The sequence below is a fragment of the Nonomuraea sp. NPDC047529 genome (assembly GCF_040642995.1).
GTDB lineage: Bacteria > Actinomycetota > Actinomycetes > Streptosporangiales > Streptosporangiaceae > Nonomuraea.
Genome location: NZ_JBEYTJ010000041.1, coordinates 57,084 through 75,282 on the forward strand (window position 1 = coordinate 57,084; position 18,199 = coordinate 75,282).

Consider the following 18,199-nt stretch of genomic DNA (forward strand, 5'->3'; position numbering starts at 1 on the left):
CTGATTGACCGCTCGGCGGCCGGCGCGCGCCGGTATCTACCCCGGTCGAAGCCCACCTCCGACGGTGTGCTCCCCCCGGGAGGTCTCCGTCATGATCTGGACGGAGACCCTTGAAGTCCTATCTCGACGTGCTGGCCACCCCCGGAGCCTGGCGGTTCCTGGTGCCCGCGCTGCTGGCCCGCGTGCCGTTCGCGATGACCCAGATGGGCATCCTGCTGCTGGTCCAATGGTCCACCGGCTCCTACGGCGCGGCAGGGATCACCTCCGCCGCCGCCGCCGTCTTCCAGGCTCTCATCGGCCCCCAGACCGGCCGCCTGGCCGACCGGTACGGCCAGGCCCGGGTGCTGCTGCCGCAGGTCGCGGTGCACGCCCTGGCCATGGGCGGCCTGCTGGCCTTCGCCGCCGCGCACGCCCACCTCGCGCTGCTGGTCGCCATGGCAGCCGTCGTCGGCGCGTCCGGACCGCAGGTCGGCTCGATGGTCCGGGCCCGCTGGGCGCACCGGCTCGGCGGCACCGGCAGGCTGAACACGGCGTTCGCGGTCGAGTCGATCACCGACGAGCTGACGTTCACGCTGGCCCCTGTGCTGCTGGTGGGGTTGTCGACGGCGTACTCGCCGGTGGTCGCGCTGCTCGGCGGGCTCGTGCTGATCCTGGTCGGCACGGTGGTCTTCGCCGCCGTCCGGACGGCCGCGCCCGAGCCGGTGCCGGTCCGGATCGCCGCCTCCAAGGGCGTGCTGCGCAGGCGCGGCGTGGCGCTGCTCGCCGCCGCCTTCCTCGCCATGGGGTCGGTCTTCGGCAGCCTCCAGGTCGGCGTCACCTCGCTCACCACCGCCCTGCACGCGCCCGCGTCCGCCGGTCCCGTCTACGGCGTCTTCTCCGGCGCCAGCATGCTCGGCGGCCTGCTGTACGGCGCGGTCCGCTGGCGGCTGCCCGCCCGCGTCCGGCTGGTCGGCGGGCTGGCCCTGCTCGCGGTCGCGACCAGCGCGTTCACGCTCGCCGGAGCGGTCCCCCACCTGTACGTCGCCGCCGCCCTGGCCGGCCTGGTGATCGCCCCCGTGGTGATCACCGGCTACACCCTGGTCGAGGGCCTGGTCGCGGCGGAGGTCCGCACCGAGGCGTTCACCTGGCTGAACGGCGGCATCGCGCTCGGCATCGCGGCCGGGTCGTCGGTCGCCGGGCAGCTCGTGGACCACTTCGGCGCGTCCTGGGCGTTCGTGGTCGCGCCGGTGGCCACCGGGGTGGCCGCGCTGCTCGTGCTGGCCAGGGTCGGCAGCCTGCGCCCGCTGCCCGCCGGGCCCGCGGCGGACGTCCCCGCGCTCAGTGAGGGACCGGCGACTCTTCCTGGATGACCTTCGGCACGCCGCGCAGCCCGGTCAGCGCGAACACCGCGACCACGGCCAGCAGGACCGCCGTGAGCAGCGTCGTCACCTGCATCCCCGCCACGAACGCCTCCCGCGCCGCGCGCATTAGCTGCTCGGCCGCCTGCGGGGGCAGGGCCGCCGCCGTGGCGGTGGCTCCGGCGATCGACTCCCGCGCCGCCTCGCCGGGCACCCCGGCGGGCAGCAGCAGGTTCGCGCGGTAGACGCTGTTGAGCACGGTGCCCAGGACCGCGATGCCCAGCGCGCCGCCCAGCTCGAACGCCGTCTCCGACACCGCGGCCGCCGCCCCCGCCCGCTCCCTGGGCGCGGTGGCCAGGATGTTGTCGTTGTTCACGGTGAACGTGAGCCCGACCCCCAGCCCGCCGATCATCATCACGGGCAGCAGGGTGAGATAGTCCACCTCGGTGCCGAGCATGCCGTACCGGACGAACGCGCCGGCGTTCAGCGCCAGGCCGAGCGCGACCACGCCGTTCCTGCCGAGCCGGTTGATCAGCCGGGCCGCGAGCACCCCGCCCACCGCGCCGCTCAGGCCGCCGGGGATCTGCGCCAGCCCGGCCACCAGCGGGGACCAGCCCAGGACGAGCTGCAGGTACCAGGCGAACAGCAGGCTCATGGCCGACAACGCGAAGATCGCCAGCAGGTTCGTGCCCACGGACGCGCTGAACGCCCGCCGCCGGAACAGCCGTACGTCGATCAGCGGCGTGTCCAGCCGCTTCTGCCGCCGGACGAACAGCACCAGGCACGCCACGCCCACCACGGCCGCCCCCAGGACGTCGGCGTGCGCCAGGCCCTGGTGGGCGGCCTCCTTGACCGCGTAGACGGCCGTCACGACACCGGCGAACGACAGCGCCACGCTGAGCCCGTCGATCCGCCCTGCGGTGGGGTTGCGCGACTCCGGCAGCACCAGGAAGCCGCAGACCAGCACCAGCACCATGATCGGCACGTTGAGCAGGAACACCGACCCCCACCAGAAGTGGTCCAGCAGCACGCCCCCGACGACCGGCCCCATCGCGAACCCGGCCGCGCTCATCCCGCTCCAGATCCCGATGGCCGCGGTCCGCTCGCCCGGGTCGGTGAAGACGTTCCTGACGATAGAGAGCGTGGACGGCATGATCATCGCGCCCGCCACGCCCAGCAGCGTCCTGGCGGCGATCAGCAGCTCGGGGTTCGGGGCGTAGGCGGTCACCAGAGAGGCCGCGCCGAACCCGGCCACGCCGATCAGCAGCAGCCGCTTGCGGCCCACGCGGTCGCCGAGGTTGCCCATGGTGACCAGGAGGCCGGCCAGGGCGAAGCCGTAGATGTCGCCGATCCAGAGCAGTTGCGTCGAGTTCGCACCGAGGTCGGCGACCAGGCGGGGGAGCGCCAGGTGCAGCACGGTGAGATCGACCGAGAGCAACAGTGTCGCAAGGCAGGCTATGGCCAGACAGGCCCATTTGCGCGTCATGCCGTCCACGGTGGCCGGGGCGGCTGACGGCCCGCCTACCGTCCGCTGACCACCCTGTCGAGGGCGGCGTCGATGCGGTTGCGGATGTCCTCGGTGCTGTACCAGTCGTCGGGGCACTCCGCGCGGGCCTGGGCCAGCAGGGACAGCGCGAGGCCGCGCTCGCCGGCGGACAGCGCCACCTCGGCCAGCCCGAGGTCCGCCCAGGCCAGCACGTCCATGGAGCCCACCCGGCGGGCCAGCTCGGCCGCCTCCTCGTAGTCGGCCCGCCCGCCCAGCGGCTCGCCCATGCCGAGCAGCGCGTCGCCGCGCCGGCACAGGGCCTCGGCCATCTCCGCCCGCGCGTCGAGCTCGCGGGCCAGCGTCAGCGCCTCGTCCGACAGCGCGTAAGAGGCCGCGTAGTCCCCCCGCTCGGAGGCCAGCGCGCCGAGCCCCGACAGCACCAGGATCGTCCCCCAGCGCTCGCCGATCGCGCGGAAGGCGGCCAGGGCGCGCCGGAAGGCGGCCAGCGACTCCTCGGCCCGGCCCAGGATCTGCAGCACGAACCCCATGCCGCAGTACGACAACGCCCGCTGCCAGGGCGGCAGGCCCTCGGTGAAGGCCCGCAGCTCGTGGTAGATCGTCTCGACGTCGCCCGGCGGCCCGGTGAACATCGACCGCATCATCATCAGGAACTCCACCCGCTCCGGCAGGTGGGTGATCGGCAGCAGCCCGCGCACCTCGGCCAGCCGCTCGCGCAGGTCGTCGTCGGCCACGCCCGTCCAGGCCGTGACGAGCACGCACATGACGTACTCCTCCTCCATGCCGGCGGGGCGGGCGTCGCCGATCGCGGCCAGCAGCCCGGCGGCCAGGCCGGCGACGGCGCCGCGGTGGCCGCGCATCCACCAGTAGCAGGTGCCGTGCGCCAGCAGCCGCAGGCCGGTCGCCAGCTGCCCGGACTCCGTCGTCCAGCGCACGGCGGCCTCGACGTCGTCGCTCTCCTCGTCCAGGCGGGCCAGCCAGTCGAGCTGGGCGGCGGTGCGCAGCAGCGGGTCGGCGGTCAGCACCAGGTCGAGGTAGTAGGCGGTGTGGGCGTCCCTGATCGCGGCGGTCTCGCCGGACTCGGCCAGGCGTTCGGCGCAGAACGCCCTGATCGTGTCGAGCATGCGGTAACGGCCGCCGACGTGCTCCACCAGCGACTTCTCCGCCAGCGAGAACAGCACCTCCTCCGGTGCCCCGCACACCCGCTCGGCCGCCTCGGGCGTGGCGCCGCCCACGAAGACGCTCAGCCGGCCGGCCAGGCGCTGCTCGGCGTCGTCCAGCAGGTCCCAGCTCCACGCGACGACCGCGCGGAGCGTCTGGTGCCGGGGCAGCGCCGTCCGGCTGCCGCGGGTCAGCAGCCGGAACCGGTCGTCCAGGCGGGCCGCCACGTCGGCGACCGACAGCGTACGGAGGCGCGCGGCGGCCAGCTCGATGGCCAGCGGCAGCCCGTCGAGCGCCCGGCAGATGCGCACCACGTCCGCGGCGTTGCCGCCGTCCACGCCGAACCCTGGACGCACGGCGGCGGCGCGGTCGGCGAACAGCCGGACGGCCGCGTACGCCAGCGGGTCGTCCGGCTCGGGCGGCGGCAGGCGCAGCGGGGACACCGGCAGGATCGACTCCCCGGTGATGCCCAGCGCCTCCCGGCTGGTGGTCAGCACCCGCAGCCCGGGGCAACCGGCCAGCAGCGCGTCGGCGAGCTCGGCCACGGCGGCGACCAGATGCTCGCAGTTGTCCAGGACGAGCAGCAGGTCGCGCTCGGCCAGCGCGGTGAGCAGCCGGGTGACCGGGTCGATCGCCGGGCGCTGGGACGTGTGCCGCAGGGCGTCGCGGATGTCGAGCGCGACCAGCACCGCGCCGGGCACGCCGGTCGCGCCGGCCGCGCCGGTCACGTGGGCGAGGGGCACGAAGCACACGTCGCCCGGTTCCTGGGCGGCCGCCTCCTGGGCGAGCCTGGTCTTGCCCGCGCCGCCGGGGCCGATCAGCGTGACGAGCCTGTTGTCCCGCAGCCGCGCGCCGAGCTGCGCCAGCTCCTCCGCCCGCCCCACGAAGCTGGTGAGCTGCGCCCGCAACCCCCGCTTGAGCCCTCCGGCCGGCGGCGCGGAAGGCCCACCGGGCACCGCGGCCACGGGCGTGACAGCGGGCGCGCCGGCTGACGTGCCGGCGGGGGCGAGTGACGGGTCGGCGCGGAGGACGGCCAGATGGGCGGCGGTCAGCTCGGCGCCCGGCTCGATGCCCAGCTCCCGGTCGAGCAGCCGTCGCGCCTCGTCGTACACGGCCAGCGCCTCGGCCTGGCGGCCACTGCCGTACAGGGCGCGCATGAGCTGGGCGCGCAGGCGCTCGCGCAGCGGATGGGCGGCGGTGAGCCGGCGCAGCTCGGCGACCAGGTCGCGGTGCCGCCCGAGCTCCAGGTCGGCCTGGAGCCGGTCCTCGGTGGCCGCCAGCCGCAGCTCCTCCAGCCCGGCCGCGGCCGACACGGCGTGCGGCGCGTCGGCGAGCGGCACGCCCCGCCACAGCTCCAGCGCCGCGCCCAGCAGCGCCGCCGCCCGCCGGGCGTCCCCATCGGCCAGCGACCGCCGTCCGTCCCGGGCCAGCAGCTCGAAGCGGCGCGCGTCCACGTCCTGAGGATCGGCGACCAGCCGGTAGCCCGCCGGGTGGAACTCGACCAGGTCCCGGCCGAGCGCCCGGCGCAGCCTGGAGACCTGGGACTGCAGCGCGTTGGCCACACCGTCCGGCGGGTGGGGGCCGTACAGGCCGTCCACGAGCTGGCCGGCGCCGACGACGCGGCCCGCGTTCAGGGCCAGCAGGGTGAGCAGGGCGCGCACCCGGGGCCCGCCGAGCGCCACGGGCGCGCCGTCCTCGTCCAGCACGCTGGTGGGTCCGAGGATCTCGAAGCGCATGTCTCGATTATCGGGCCTGGGGGAGGAGCGCGGCGATTTCTCCGTACGTCGGCAGCTTGGGGGCGTTCTTGCCCTGCGCGCCCAGCACGGCGGCCAGCGCGCCCTGGAGCGCGGCCCGGTAGAGCAGCGACCCGGTGCTCACCCGCGCCACCCCCGCCTCGGCGAGCTGGTCGAGCGTGGGCCCGCCCGGCTGGTAGAGCACGTTCAGCGGCAGCCGCGTACGCGCGACGACCTCGGCGATCTCCGCCAGGTCGGACAGGCCGGGGACGAAGATGCCGTCGGCGTGCTCGTAGGCGTCCACCCGCTCGCGCCAGTCGCCGGTGCCGAGCCAGTGGGTGTCGGTGCGGGCGTTGACGAACACGCCGTGGCCCTTGGCGGCCTCGATGATCCGCCGGTGCAGCTCGACCGGGCGCAGGGTGCCGTCGGGACGGCCGTCCTCCAGGTTCACGCCCGCCACGCCGAGCGCGGCCAGGCTCGCCACCAGGGCCGACACCTCGTCCGGGTCGTCGCTGAACCCGCCCTCGATGTCCACCGTGACCAGGACGTCCAGGTCCTTGACCGTCTCGGCCAGCTCGATCGTCTCGGCCCTGGTCGCGCCGGCGGCGTCCGGCTTGCCGTGCACGGCGGACACGCCGAGGCTGGTGGTGCCGATCGCGGGGAAGCCGTGCGCGGCGAGGATCGCGGCCGAGCCGTAGTCCCAGGCGTTGGGCAGCAGCAGCGGGTCGCCCGGCCGGTGCAGGTCGTGGAAGTTCATCGGCCGGTCCCTTCGAGGAGCGCGTCGAGCACGCCGGCGGCCAGCGCGAGGGCGTGGGCGGGAGCGGGGCACGGGCGCAGGCCGTCCCCGAACGTCAGATGGGGGGCGGGGCCCCGGGAGGCGTCGAAGCGGCCGGGATCGGCGAACACCTCGGGATCGCGGTTGGCCGCGACCAGGTCGATCGTGACCTCCTGGCCGGTGCGGGTGTCGAGCCTGCGGCTGGCCTTCAGCGGCGGGTCCTGCCTGAGCGTCTCGTGCAGCACCGCCTCGGGGTCGTCGCCCGGCACGGCGTGGGCGAGCGCGTTCTCGATGAGCGCCTCGGTGGCGGCGTGGCCCTGGAGCAGCAGGGTGACGGCCGGCAGGTCGGTCAGCCCGAGCAGTTCGGCGACGGCGGCGTCGGCCCGCGGGCTTCCCTCGCCCGACAGGTAACCGCTCGCGGCCGCGGGCACGGCCGAGGTGTCCGGCACGCCGAGCGCGGCCCCCAGCACGGCCGTCGGCACGCCACGCCAGTCGCCGCCGCGGTCCTCGGTCGCGGCCCTGGCAGCCGTCCTCAGCGCGGCCGGGTCCAGGGCGGACAGGCGCTCGACGACCAGGCGGCGGCGTCCGGCGTGCGTCTCGCCGGTGCTGAAGCGCGAGACGTGGGCCCGCAGCCAGGCGAGCGTCCCGGGCTCGCCGTCCTGCGGGACGGGCGGCGGCACGTACCGGCTGTCGGAGAGCACCGCACGGGCTTCGGCGTGGTGGGTGATGAGCATGGGTCCACGCTAGGACGCGGACCGTTCGACGGGGGACGAAGTATGGACGCGTCCCCGGTGTCCCCGCTGTCCCGGTTTCCGGTCACGCCGCCAGCCGCTGCCGGCTCTCGGGCTGCGCGGGCGCCCCGGTGGCCCGCGTGCCCTCGATCCTTACGGCCGCGCGGCCCGGTGCGCTTGCCAGCGCCATCGACACGACGAGCACGATCTCGGCCAGCACCACACCCCGTTCGAGCAGCCCGTAGTAGGCGCCGCCGCCGATCAGCGAGGAGGTGAAGGCGGCCGGGTGCGCCGCCAGGTACGCGCCCAGCGTCAGCCCCGAGGTCACGCTCAGGGCCTTGACCGCGCTCCAGCGCACGGCCGCCGTCCGCCCCCTGGCCAGCGACCAGCCGGCGACCGGCAGCGCGGTGAAGACCACGGCCGCCGACCAGCGGTGGATCTCGCCGGTCAGAGTGCTGATGTCCGACATGCCGGGATCGGTGGGGAAGAGCGCGCTCAGCATCAGCCCGGCCGCCCCCGCCAGCAGCAGCACGCGGGTGGCGGCGGTCCGCCCAGGCTCCCGGGCGGCCAGCCCGTACGCCAGCGACAGGCAGGCCACGGCCAGCGCGAGCGTCCCGACCAGCACGGGCAGCATGCCGCCGGGGACGAGCGCGTAGTCGCTGATCAGCGGCTGCGCGGGCAGGACGGCCTGCGCGTAGCCGAGGGCGGCCACCGCCGTCACCGCTCCGGCGACCGGAGCGAGCACGGTGCGCCAGGTCATCGGGTCACCTCGTCGTAGATCTGCTCGAAGCGGGCCAGCGACGTCTGGTCGTCGTGGGTGAGCGCCAGCGCCCGGCTGGCGTTGCCCAGGCGGGCGCGCAGGTCGTCGTCGGTGAGGATCGCGGTCAGGTGCCTGGCCAGCGAGACGACGTCGCCCGGTTGGTAGAGGTAGCCGTTGCCGTCCACCAGGTGCGGCAGCGCCATCGCGTCGGCGGCCACGACGGGCAGGCCGGACGCCATGGCCTCCAGCGTGGCGATGCTCTGCAGCTCGGCGACGCCCGGCATGCCGAACACGTCGGCGGCGGCGAACGCCTGCGGCATGCTCTCGTCGGGCACGAACCCGACGAAGAACACCCGGTCGCCCACCCCGATGCGCTTGGCCAGCTTCTCCAGCTCCATCCGCTGGTTGCCGCGGCCCACGAACGCCACCTGCGCGTCGGTCTCGTTGAGCACGAGAGGCAGGGCGCGGATCAGCTCGTCGAGGTGCTTCTCCTCGTCCAGGCGGCCCACGAACAGGACGGTCGGCCGGTCGGGCAGCGCGAACCGCCGGCGCGCCCACGACTTGGGCTCGGCGTGCGGGTGGAACCTGGCCAGGTCGATGCCGCACGAGACGGCCTCGACGTCGCGGGAGAAGCCCTGGTCGGCCAGGAGCTTGGCGGCCAGCGGGGTCGGCGTCGTGATGTGGTCGGCCCGCTTGAAGATCCGGCTGAAGTCGCGCCAGGCCAGCCGGCCCGCCCTGGTCCGCAGCGCCTCGGGGACGTGCCCGAACTGGAAGAGGTTGTCGGGCATGAAGTGGTTCGTGGCCACGACCGGCACGCCGCGGCGGCGGGCGGCGGCGATGGCGGCCCGGCCGACCACGAAGTGGCCCTGGGTGTGCAGCACGTCCGGGTCGATGTCGGCGACCAGCCGGTCGAGCCTGGTCGGCACGGTGACCCGCATGGTCGGGTGCACCAGCAGCGGGGCCGAGCGCAGCCGGTGGACGATCACGCCGTCCACCACGTCGGCGCTGGCCGGGCCGGCCTCCGACTGGCACACCACGTGCACCTCGTTGCCGCGCGCGGCCAGGCCGGTGGCCAGCCGGTGGGTGAAGTAGGCGGCGCCGTTGACGTCGGGGGGATAGGTGTCGGTCGAGATCAGGACGCGGCGGGGACGTTCGGGGGCGGGGGCGAGGTGAGCGTGGTCGGTGACGTTCTGCAGGGGCATGGCCATGACGGTGACTCCGCTTTCACAAGGGGGGACGGCTGGGGGAGGGCCGAGGGGCGAACAGGGGGTTTCGGTCAGGGGAGGGGCAGGGGGAGGAGGTCAGGCGAGGTCGTTGCGCGCCTCCAGCGGGGTCGTCCGGGCCAGGGCGACCGTGCCGGCCGCGGTCAGGGCGGCGGCCGCGATCGGCGCGATGCCGGACGGCAGCGGCTCGCCGAGCAGCAGCGCCCCGAACGCCACCGCCGTGAGCGGGTCGGCGATCTGCAGCGAGGCGAAGGAGACGCCGAAGTGCCCGACGGCGTAGGCGCGTTGCAGCATCATGAGCGCCAGCAGCAGCGGGACCGGCAGGGCCAGCAGGTACCACCAGTTCCAGCCGCCGTCCACGAGCACGCGCATGAGCGTGGCGGTGGCGCCGTACAGGACGCCGGAGCCCGTGGCGAGCAGCGCGGCGCGGCCGGCGGGGGAGGCCGCCTTCGAGCCCGCCCACAGCAGCACCGTCGCGACGCCCGACACGGCGAGCAGGGTGAGTACGCCCGTGGGCGCCAGGTACGTCGGCCCGTCGGACTCGGGCACCAGCAGCACCAGGCCGATCAGCCCCGCCGCGACCACGCCCGCCGCGGCCAGTTCCTTGCCGGAGGGCCTGCGCCCGTGCAGCGCGGCGGCGATGGGCAGCGCGAACAGCAGGCTGGCCACCCCCATCGGCTGCACCACGGTCAGCGGGCCGAGCCCGAGTGCGACGATGTGCAGGCCGCCGCCCGTCACGATGGAGACGCCGCCGAGCAGCCAGCGCGGCCTGCGCAGCAGGGTCAGCAGAGCGGGCTTCGCCGAGCCCGCCGCCTCGAACTGCTGCAGCGCGGCTCCGAGCGCGAAGAACAGCGAACCGACCAGCGCGATCGCCGCGGCCAGCACACTCATTGCTCACTCCCTTCAGACGGATGGTTGCCGGACAGGGTCAAACGGACGTGTCCGCCGGAAGACGTTCCGGGGAAGGCTGGGTGGCGCGCCGCTTCCTGACCCACCGCACCAGCTCGACGAGCCCGGTGATCGACAGCGCGATCCCGAGGCCCAGCAGCAGGCCCTTGATCGGGTCGTTCTCGAAGGCCATGCCGCCGAAGAAGCCGATCAGCCCGGAGTACACCGCCCACGAGCTCGCCGCGATGGCGTCGAAGAACGTGAACGAGCGCAGCGGATGACCCACGGCGCCCATGGTCAGCGTCGTCGCGGTGCGCCCGCCGGGGATGTACCTGGCCACGATCAGCACCATTCCGCCCCGCTCGGCCAGCGCGCCGCGCGCCCAGACGAACGCCTTCTTGTCCCGCAGCCGCCTGGCCGACTTGTTGCCGATCAGGTACGACACGTGGTCGCCCACGAACGCGCCGAGCGCCGCGACCACGATCACCAGGGCCAGGTTGGTCTGGCCGGAGGCGGCGAACACCGCCGCGGTGATGACCGACGTCTCGGCGGGCACGATGGGGAAGAAACCGTCGAGCAGCGCCAGGGCGAACAGCGCCACGTACAACCATGGCGATGACATCACCTGCTGGACCAGGTCGAGAATGGCGTGCGACATATGGGTGGACTCCGATCGTCAGGGCACTCACAAAGCCTGTCGGTGTGAGCGGACCGGGGACATCGGGGATGCCCCCGGTCGAACGCGGGCCCTTCCCCTAGGAGGGTCAGGGCCGCCTACCCCATGAAGGTAGAAATTCCGCAGGTCGTGGCGCATCGGACCATCGGCACGCGTCACCCCCTACTTTCGTCAGGGGCGGACCTGCGACTTCCGCGTGACACCCACGATCAAACCGGTTGCGCGCCCCGGAAACAGGAGAGGAGGTATCCGCCTTTCAGGTGGAGCTAGCCCCACCGTGACCGGTGCGGCAGGCCCCACCCTGACTTTCGTCAGGGGTGCCGGATGACCTTCGGGCGGGACGCGCCCCGGCCGGCGGCGGATACCGTCGGTGCGTGAACCGTCTGCGCCGTGAGAATCGCCGTCAGGTCGTCTCGGACCTGCTGCTCTGGGTCGTCCTGAGCATCTTCGTGACCGCCATGGGCCCCGACCCGTTCGTCGACCCTGCCGCGTTCGCGATGGTGACCCTGCCCAGGGTGGGCCTCGCCGCGCTGGCCGTGCTCGTGGGCCGGCCCTGGCCGCTGGCGGCACTGGTGCTGCTGCTGCCGCTCGGCCCGTGGCGCTTCACCGACGGCTTCGCGACGGTGGACCTGACGTGGCTGCTGCCCCGGCGCGACGTGAAGATCCTCCCGCTGCTCGCCACCTCGCCGTTCATCATCTGGTACGCCTACCTCACCGGCCGGCGCATGGCCCGGCTGTGGCCCGCCGGGGCCCTGTTCTGCCTGATCACGGCCGTCGGGTGCGCGGTCGTGCTGGTCCAGGGCGGCGACCTGGCACTGTGGGTGTCGATGGGCACCGGGCTCGTCGGCACGTACGCGGTGCCGTACCTGCTGGGGCTGCTCCGGCGCGGCCTGCTCCAGCAGCGGCGGCAGGCGCGGCTGTCGGTCGAGGCGCAGGCGCGGCTGCGCGAGCGGGCCAGGATCGCCCGCGAGATGCACGACTCGCTCGGCCACGACCTGGCGCTGATCGCGGTCCGCGCCGGCGGGCTCGAAGTCGCCCCCGGCCTCGGCCCGGCCCAGGTCAAGGCGGCCGGCGAGCTGCGCATGGCGGCGGCCGACGCGACCGAGCGGCTGCGCCAGATCATCGGCCTGCTGCGCGAGGAGGCCGAGGCGGCCCCGCTGTCCCCGGTGGACGAGGACGTCACCGAGCTGGTCGGCCGGGCCCGCGACTCCGGCATGTCGATCACCCTCGACCTGGCGCCGGGGGCGTCGTCCGAGCTGGCGCACGCCGTCGTCCAGGAGGGGCTCACGAACGCGGCCAAGCACGCGCCGGGGGCGGCGGTCGCCGTGTCGGTCGCGCCGCACCGGGTGGTCGTGCGCAACGGCCCGCCGCGCTCGCGTCCCAGCGCCCGGTCCGGCGGGCTGGGCCTGGCGGGGCTGCGCGAGCGCGTACGGCTGGCCGGCGCCACGCTGACCGCCGGACCCGACGGCGACGGCTTCAGCCTGGCCGTCGAGCTCCCCCACGCGGGGGAGGCGGATCCCCGCCGCTCGGGAGGAGAAGAGCCCGCCTGAGCCGCACGATCGGAGCATGACAGAACAGCGAGCGGGCATCGGCCGGCTCACCGCCTCGATCGTGGCGGTCGCCGCCACGCTGCCCTATCTCACGATCAAGACGCTCTGGCTGACCGGCGACTCCGTCGGCGTCTCCGACCCCGCGCTCATGGAGGGCGGGCAGATGATGGGGATGAACGCGCTGACCTTCGCCATGGAGGCCGTCGGCCTGCTGCTGGCGCTGGCCTTCACCATGCGCTGGGGCATGCGGCTGCCCGCCTGGCTGGTGCTGCTGCCGCTGTGGGTGGGCACCGGCCTGCTGTCGGTGCTGGCCGTCACGACCCCGCTGATCCTGCTGGTCGGCGGCCTGGACGTCTTCAGCGGCGGCCCCATCCGGACGTGGGTCTACCTGGTCGTCTACGGCGGTTTCATCACCCTGGGCCTGGCCCTCATGACGGCCTTCGCCCTCTATGCCCGCGACCGCTGGCCGGCCGTCTTCGTCACCCCGGTCCGCTCGCCCTTCCCGAGTGCGACCCGGTCGTTGCAGGAGGTGGTGGCCTGGGGTGCGCTCCTGGCGGCGGCCGCCGTGGCGGTGCTGCGCGTCGTCCTGGCGTTCGACGGGACCGCCCAGGCGATCCAGAACGGGGTGAAGGCCGTACTGGCGGTCGGCGGGGCGGTCGCGCTCGTGGCCCTGGTCAGGCGGCGCGGGAACGGGCCGTTCTGGCGGCCGCTCGTTCTGGCCTGGCTGGGGTCGGGCTCGCTGTTCGGCTGGGGGCTGTTCTCGATGATCGTCCGGTCCACGGGCGGCCCGCTGGCCTACGGCGGCACGGGCGTCGCGGACTTCGCCGAGCTGTTCGGCATGCTGACCGGGCTGGTCATGGGGATGTGCGGAGCGTTCCTGCTGGCCGAACGGTCAGGCGTGGGCCACGTGCAGCCGGGCCAGGACGCGCTTGAAGGCGAGGATCGAGAAAGTGATCGCCAGCCCGCTGATCACGGCCACCGCTGAGGTGCGCAGCACCATGAACGCGCCCAGCGAGCCCTCCAGCTTCTCGTAGACGGCCAGGAAGATGCTCAGCGTCGAGTTGGCCAGCAGCACGAACGCCCACAGCAGCGTGATCCTGGCGAAGAACCTGCGCACCCGCTCGTGCTTGAGCACCGCCGACGGCAGATGGATGTAGTCGAGGGTCAGCTTCTGCACCAGCGGCCGGTTGAGCCGGACGGAGGCCAGGAACACCATGCTGATGCAGATCGTGCCCAGCTCCGGCTGGATGAAGAACCACATCCAGGTGCCCGTCCAGAACGACACCAGGGCCCGTACCGTGATCGCGAACGCGGCCAGGAACATGGTGGCGGGCACCTTGACCCCTCTGACCAGCCGCCAGGCCACGCCGAGGTACACCCAGGAGACCGTGGCCACCAGGGCCCACTTGAAGCCCAGCACGACCATGGCGAGGTAGAACACCAGCAGGGGGGCGACCACACCTTCGAGCAGGCGGGGGGCCGCCTGACGGGCGAGCGCGGTCAGACGGGGGAGGGCGACCGGATGGTGGTTCAAGGCTGCTCCGCAGATAGGCCGACGATCAGCGTCTACCCGGGCTTCGGGGGTCAAGGCTTGCCGGATGGACCGGTCCTCGTCACCGACGAGTGCGACCCCGAAGGCCGGTGGCCTACCGTACCGGAGCCCGGTGAGTAGGACTGCCGCTTTTGACGCGTTCCAGCTGTTCCATACGAAACCAGTCCACCCTTGAACCCGGCTTTCAGCCGAGTGACGCCGTGGCGAGCTTGGCGCCGAATCCGAGGAACAGCGCGCCGACGCCCGAGGTCAGGCCCGCGCTGAGCTTCTTGTGCCGGCGGAACTGGGCGGCCAGGAACGTTCCGGAGAAGATCAGCGTGGTGAGGTAGAGCACGCTGAAGACCTGGATCACCGCGCCCAGGATGAGGAAGGACAGCCAGGGGGCGCTGTAACCGGGGTCCACGAACGGGATGAAGAACGACAGGAAGAACAGAATCGCCTTCGGGTTCAGCAGGCTGATCGTCAGGGCCTTGCGGAACGGCCGCGCCTGCCGTACGGGGGCCGCCGCGGCGTCGGCCGTCGTCGCCGGACCGGCCCGCCAGGCCCGTACCGCGCCGCGGATCATCTGGAAGCCGAGCCAGGCCAGGTAGGCGGCGCCCGCGTACTTGACGACGGTGAACAGCACGGGCGTCGCGCGCAGCAGGGACGCGGCCCCGGCGGCGGCGAGCACCATCAGGACGGTGTCGCCGAGGAACACGCCCATCGCGGCCCGGTAGCCCTGCCGGACGCCGTGCTGGGCGGCGAAGCTGAGGACGTACAGGGAGTTCGGGCCGGGGAGCAGCACGATGAAGAAGGCGCCGACGACGTAGGTCCAGACGTCCGTGATACCGAAGAACACGCTTAACGGTATCGCGTGATATATGCCGATTCAGTCGCCTGGTGGTCGCTCATTGCGACGCGCATGCCTATTGACCGGGTAGGGATACTCGTGAATATCTGGTGTCATGGCACTCTGGACCCCCGACCCCACGTTCTACCCCTCCCCGCGCGACGCCGTCGAGGCCCCCGTGGAGAAGCTGGCCTACGTCGCCGCCTTCGACAGGTCGGCGCAGCGTCCGGACGCGCTGGCCGTGCTCGACACCGACCCCGCCTCCCCGGCCTACGGCACGATCGTCGGCTGGACCGACCTGCCCGGCACCGGCGACGAGCTGCACCACTTCGGCTGGAACGCCTGCAGCAGCGCCCTGTGCCCGAACGCGCCGCACCCGCACGTCGAGCGGCGCTACCTGGTCGTCCCCGGGCTGCGCTCCTCGCGCATCCACATCTACGACACCAAGGACCGGGTCAGCCCCGAGCTGGTCAAGGTGATCGACGCCGAGTCGCTGGCCAGGCGGGCGGGCTACTCCCGCCCGCACACCGTCCACTGCGGGCCCGAGGGCCTGTACGTCTCGGCGCTCGGCGGCGCGGACGGCGCCGAGGGGCCCGGTGGGATCGCCGTGCTCGACCACACCTCCTTCGAGGTCCTCGGCCGGTGGGAGCTGGACCGGGGGCCGCAGTACCTGGCCTACGACTTCTGGTGGCACATCAACCACGACGTGCTGATCACCTCCGAGTGGGGCACGCCGTCCATGATCGAGGACGGCGTGGTCGGGGAGCTGCTGCTCGGCCGCAAGTACGGCCACAAACTGCACTTCTGGGACCTGCGTAAGCGCAAGCACGTCCAGGAGGTGGACCTGGGCGACCAGTACCAGATGCCGCTGGAGCTGCGCCCCGCCCACGACCCCACCCGCCTGTACGGCTTCGTCGGCGTGGTCACCAGCGTGGAGGACCTGTCGGCCTCCGTCTGGCTGTGGTTCCACGAGGACGGCCGCTGGCAGGCGCGGCAGGTCATCACCATCCCCGCCGAGCCGGCCGACCCCGCCCTGCTGCCGCCGGTGCTCCAGCCGTTCGCCGCCGTGCCGCCGCTGGTCACCGACATCGCCCTGTCCGTGGACGACCAGCGCCTCTACGTCTCATGCTGGGGCACCGGAGAGCTGAAGCAGTACGACGTGTCGGACCCGTACAAGCCGGTCGAACTGGGGTCGTTGCGCATCGGCGGCATCACCCGGCGCACCCCGCACCCCGCCGAACCCGGCCTGCCGCTGCGCGGCGGCCCCCAGATGGTCGAGGTGAGCCGCGACGGCCGCCGCGTCTACCTCACCAACTCCCTGTACGGCTCCTGGGACGACCAGTTCTACCCCGAGGGCGTCGGAGCCTGGCTCGCCAAGGTGGACGCCGACTCCTTCACCTTCGACACCCGCTTCTTCCCCCACGGCGACGCCTTCCGCGGCCTGCGCCCCCACCAGGTACGCCTCCAGGGCGGCGACGCCTCCTCCGACTCCTACTGCTACCCCTGACCCCACCCGCGGCCAAGGTTCCGCCCCGACGCCCCCCGTCCTCCCGCCCTTGACGGGTTCCTGCTCCCCGTCGCGCTGCCCCTTGTGGTTCCTGCTTTCCGTCGTCCCGCCCGAGGTGAGGTTCTGCCGACCGTGACCATGCCTGCCATGAGCACCGCGACCGTCCTGCTGCTCGGGGCCTTCCACGGTCTGAACCCGGCCATGGGCTGGCTCTTCGCGGTGGCCCGCGGTCTCCAGGAGCGCAGCCGTGACCTGCTGCTGCAGTCGCTCCCCGTGATCGCCTTGGGCCACCTGGCGTCGGTGGCCCTGGTCGCCCTGGTGGTGGCCGCCACCGGCTCCGTGGTGACGGGCGCGGCGCTGCCGGTGATCGGCGGGCTGGTACTGGTGGCGTTCGGGTTGTGGCGGCTGCTGTCCAACCGCCACTTCCGCTGGGTGGGCATGCGACTGTCGCTCGGCCAGCTCGCCGGGTGGTCGTTCCTGATGTCGTCGGCCCACGGGGCGGGCCTGATGCTGCTGCCCGTCCTCACCGGGATGCGGGCGGAGGGCCACGCGGGCCACGCCGTCTCAGGCGGACTGGCGGTGGCGGCCCTCCACACGCTGGCCATGTTCGTGGTGGCCGGCGTCGTGGCCGTGGTGGTCTACGAGGTGCTCGGCCTGACGATCCTGCGCCGCGCCTGGTTCAACGTGGACCGCATGTGGGCCGTCGCCCTGATCGGCGCCGGCGTGCTCACACTCCTCCAGGCCTGACCGGACCGCCGTCGTCGAACACGTCGGAGAGACTGGTCGCGTGGACGGCCCTGCCGATCCAGGTTTCGATCACCGTGGTGTCGGTGCAGGAGGTGATGCGCTTCCGCGCGGCGTCGGGAACCACCACACCACGATGGTCGAGCAACAGAAGCAGTGCTCTGACTCCGCCGTGCACTTGGCCTTCGGCGCGGAGCATCTCGGCGTACTCGGATCGGTAGCGGTAGGTCATGGCCGCCGTCAGCCCTGTTCCTGCCGCTCGTCGTCCACGCCGAAGATGTCGGAGAGGCTGGTCGCGTAGAAGGCCTTGTCGACCCAGGCTTCGATCACCGTGGTGTCGGTGCAGGAGGTGATGCGCTCCCGCACGGCGTCGGGAACCACCACGCCCCGGTGGTCGAGCAGCCGCAGCAACACTGCAGCCTCACCCTCGGCCTTCCCTTCGGCCTTCCCTTCGGCCTTCCCTTCGGCGCGGAGCATTTGGGCGTACTCGGACTGGTAGCGGTAGGTCTTGGTCGCCATCAGATCTCTCCAGATTCGTCGGGCGTCGGTGTTTCCGAGGCCTACTTCGGTTTGTTCGGCGATGTGTCCGGCGCTGGTGGTGTCGGTGGTGTCCAAGGCGTCTGCCAGGACTTCCAGTATGGCAGTGACCTCGCCGGAACGGGCGTGGGTGAGCGCCGAGAACATGGTGAGCACCACGTCGTTCACCGCCTCGGCGAGGTCGTCGATCACGGGGATGTTGTGCGGGCCCACGACGACCGCGCGGACGGACAGGGTCGGCCAGTCCGGCAGGCCGATCGTCTTGGGGGCGGCGGCCCAGGTGGCGGTCGCCTCGTCCTGGCAGATCACCAGCAGCGTCACCGGGCAGTTGAACTTGACGTGCACGTGGCTGATGTAGTGCGCCCAGGCGGCGGTCTTGCGTTCGTCGGGCTTCGACTGCGACTCGCTGATGACCACGTGCCGTCCCTCCAGGGACGTGAACATCATGATCGTGTCCGCGCGCCGCTCGATCGGCTTGATCTCGGTCAGGTCGGTGTCCACCACCGCGACCTCGGTCGGGGACGGGAAGGGGATGTCGAGCACCTTGAAGACGCTCGTGTAGAGCTCTGGATTGTCACGGAAGACGCGATGCAGCGCCTCGTGCTGGAGGGAGATCATGCGCGGAACGTTAGCGGCTGATGACACTGTGTGCTGACAAATAACGGACAGCAGGCGCTTGACGGTGGAAAGAA

At 72.9% G+C, this 18,199-nt stretch carries 17 protein-coding genes; 5 read left to right on the forward strand and 12 right to left on the reverse strand.

All coding sequences use genetic code 11. The features are described 5' to 3' along the window. Positions 1 to 110: 110 nt before the first annotated feature. Positions 111 to 1,349 carry an MFS transporter gene (locus tag ABZ815_RS42590; RefSeq protein WP_357707183.1) on the forward strand — a complete coding sequence of 413 codons (1,239 nt, stop codon included), beginning with the start codon at positions 111 to 113 and terminating at the stop codon, positions 1,347 to 1,349. On the opposite strand, the gene ABZ815_RS42595 is transcribed toward ABZ815_RS42590, so the two are convergent. The 8 genes from ABZ815_RS42595 to ABZ815_RS42630 form a co-directional block, all read right to left on the reverse strand. Further along, on the reverse strand, positions 1,318 to 2,823 hold the full coding sequence (locus ABZ815_RS42595) for an MFS transporter (protein WP_357707185.1): 1,506 nt from the start codon (positions 2,821 to 2,823) through the stop codon (positions 1,318 to 1,320). The genes ABZ815_RS42590 and ABZ815_RS42595 overlap by 32 nt on opposite strands. A 35-nt stretch (positions 2,824 to 2,858) precedes the next feature. Then, positions 2,859 to 5,738: a BTAD domain-containing putative transcriptional regulator gene (locus ABZ815_RS42600; protein ID WP_357707186.1), complete on the reverse strand. Its 2,880-nt coding sequence runs from the start codon at positions 5,736 to 5,738 to the stop codon at positions 2,859 to 2,861. A gap of 7 nt (positions 5,739 to 5,745) precedes the next feature. Then, complete coding sequence (locus ABZ815_RS42605) at positions 5,746 to 6,492, reverse strand: isocitrate lyase/phosphoenolpyruvate mutase family protein (RefSeq protein WP_357707187.1); 747 nt, start codon at positions 6,490 to 6,492, stop codon at positions 5,746 to 5,748. Further along, positions 6,489 to 7,244 (reverse strand): cytochrome P450, encoded by a 756-nt coding sequence (locus ABZ815_RS42610; protein ID WP_357707189.1) that lies wholly within the window; start codon positions 7,242 to 7,244, stop codon positions 6,489 to 6,491. Before ABZ815_RS42610 ends, ABZ815_RS42605 begins: the two co-directional genes overlap by 4 nt. An 82-nt stretch (positions 7,245 to 7,326) precedes the next feature. Then, positions 7,327 to 8,001, reverse strand: coding sequence for a DUF998 domain-containing protein (locus ABZ815_RS42615; protein ID WP_357707190.1), 675 nt, complete (start codon positions 7,999 to 8,001; stop codon positions 7,327 to 7,329). Next, positions 7,998 to 9,203 (reverse strand): glycosyltransferase, encoded by a 1,206-nt coding sequence (locus ABZ815_RS42620; protein ID WP_357707192.1) that lies wholly within the window; start codon positions 9,201 to 9,203, stop codon positions 7,998 to 8,000. Before ABZ815_RS42620 ends, ABZ815_RS42615 begins: the two co-directional genes overlap by 4 nt. 99 nt (positions 9,204 to 9,302) lie before the next feature. Continuing rightward, on the reverse strand, positions 9,303 to 10,115 hold the full coding sequence (locus tag ABZ815_RS42625; protein WP_357707194.1) for a DMT family transporter: 813 nt from the start codon (positions 10,113 to 10,115) through the stop codon (positions 9,303 to 9,305). 37 nt (positions 10,116 to 10,152) lie between these two features. Continuing rightward, entirely contained in the window at positions 10,153 to 10,770 is a 618-nt protein-coding gene (locus ABZ815_RS42630; RefSeq protein WP_357707195.1) for a DedA family protein, read from the reverse strand. Positions 10,771 to 11,162: 392 nt separating this feature from the next. Between ABZ815_RS42630 and ABZ815_RS42635 the strand changes: the two genes are divergently transcribed. Both ABZ815_RS42635 and ABZ815_RS42640 read left to right on the forward strand, forming a co-directional pair. Then, entirely contained in the window at positions 11,163 to 12,338 is a 1,176-nt protein-coding gene (locus ABZ815_RS42635; RefSeq protein ID WP_357707196.1) for a histidine kinase, read from the forward strand. 16 nt (positions 12,339 to 12,354) lie between these two features. Then, positions 12,355 to 13,323, forward strand: coding sequence for a hypothetical protein (locus tag ABZ815_RS42640; RefSeq protein ID WP_357707197.1), 969 nt, complete (start codon positions 12,355 to 12,357; stop codon positions 13,321 to 13,323). On the opposite strand, the gene ABZ815_RS42645 is transcribed toward ABZ815_RS42640, so the two are convergent. Then, positions 13,231 to 13,872, reverse strand: a complete 642-nt coding sequence (locus tag ABZ815_RS42645; protein ID WP_357707198.1) for a VC0807 family protein — start codon at positions 13,870 to 13,872, stop codon at positions 13,231 to 13,233. The two genes, ABZ815_RS42640 and ABZ815_RS42645, sit on opposite strands and share 93 nt — an antisense overlap. A 202-nt stretch (positions 13,873 to 14,074) precedes the next feature. Continuing rightward, the gene (gene leuE, locus ABZ815_RS42650; protein WP_357707199.1) at positions 14,075 to 14,728 is read right to left on the reverse strand and encodes a leucine efflux protein LeuE; all 654 of its coding nucleotides are present in this window, start codon (positions 14,726 to 14,728) and stop codon (positions 14,075 to 14,077) included. 106 nt (positions 14,729 to 14,834) lie between these two features. Between leuE and ABZ815_RS42655 the strand changes: the two genes are divergently transcribed. Then, positions 14,835 to 16,226 carry a selenium-binding protein SBP56-related protein gene (locus ABZ815_RS42655; RefSeq protein ID WP_357707201.1) on the forward strand — a complete coding sequence of 464 codons (1,392 nt, stop codon included), beginning with the start codon at positions 14,835 to 14,837 and terminating at the stop codon, positions 16,224 to 16,226. Positions 16,227 to 16,364: 138 nt separating this feature from the next. Further along, entirely contained in the window at positions 16,365 to 16,973 is a 609-nt protein-coding gene (locus tag ABZ815_RS42660; protein ID WP_357707236.1) for a hypothetical protein, read from the forward strand. Here ABZ815_RS42660 and ABZ815_RS42665 read toward each other — a convergent pair. Both ABZ815_RS42665 and ABZ815_RS42670 read right to left on the reverse strand, forming a co-directional pair. After that, complete coding sequence (locus ABZ815_RS42665) at positions 16,954 to 17,202, reverse strand: hypothetical protein (protein ID WP_357707203.1); 249 nt, start codon at positions 17,200 to 17,202, stop codon at positions 16,954 to 16,956. The two genes, ABZ815_RS42660 and ABZ815_RS42665, sit on opposite strands and share 20 nt — an antisense overlap. A gap of 8 nt (positions 17,203 to 17,210) precedes the next feature. After that, positions 17,211 to 18,125, reverse strand: coding sequence for a hypothetical protein (locus ABZ815_RS42670; protein ID WP_357707204.1), 915 nt, complete (start codon positions 18,123 to 18,125; stop codon positions 17,211 to 17,213). Positions 18,126 to 18,199 lie beyond the last annotated feature (74 nt).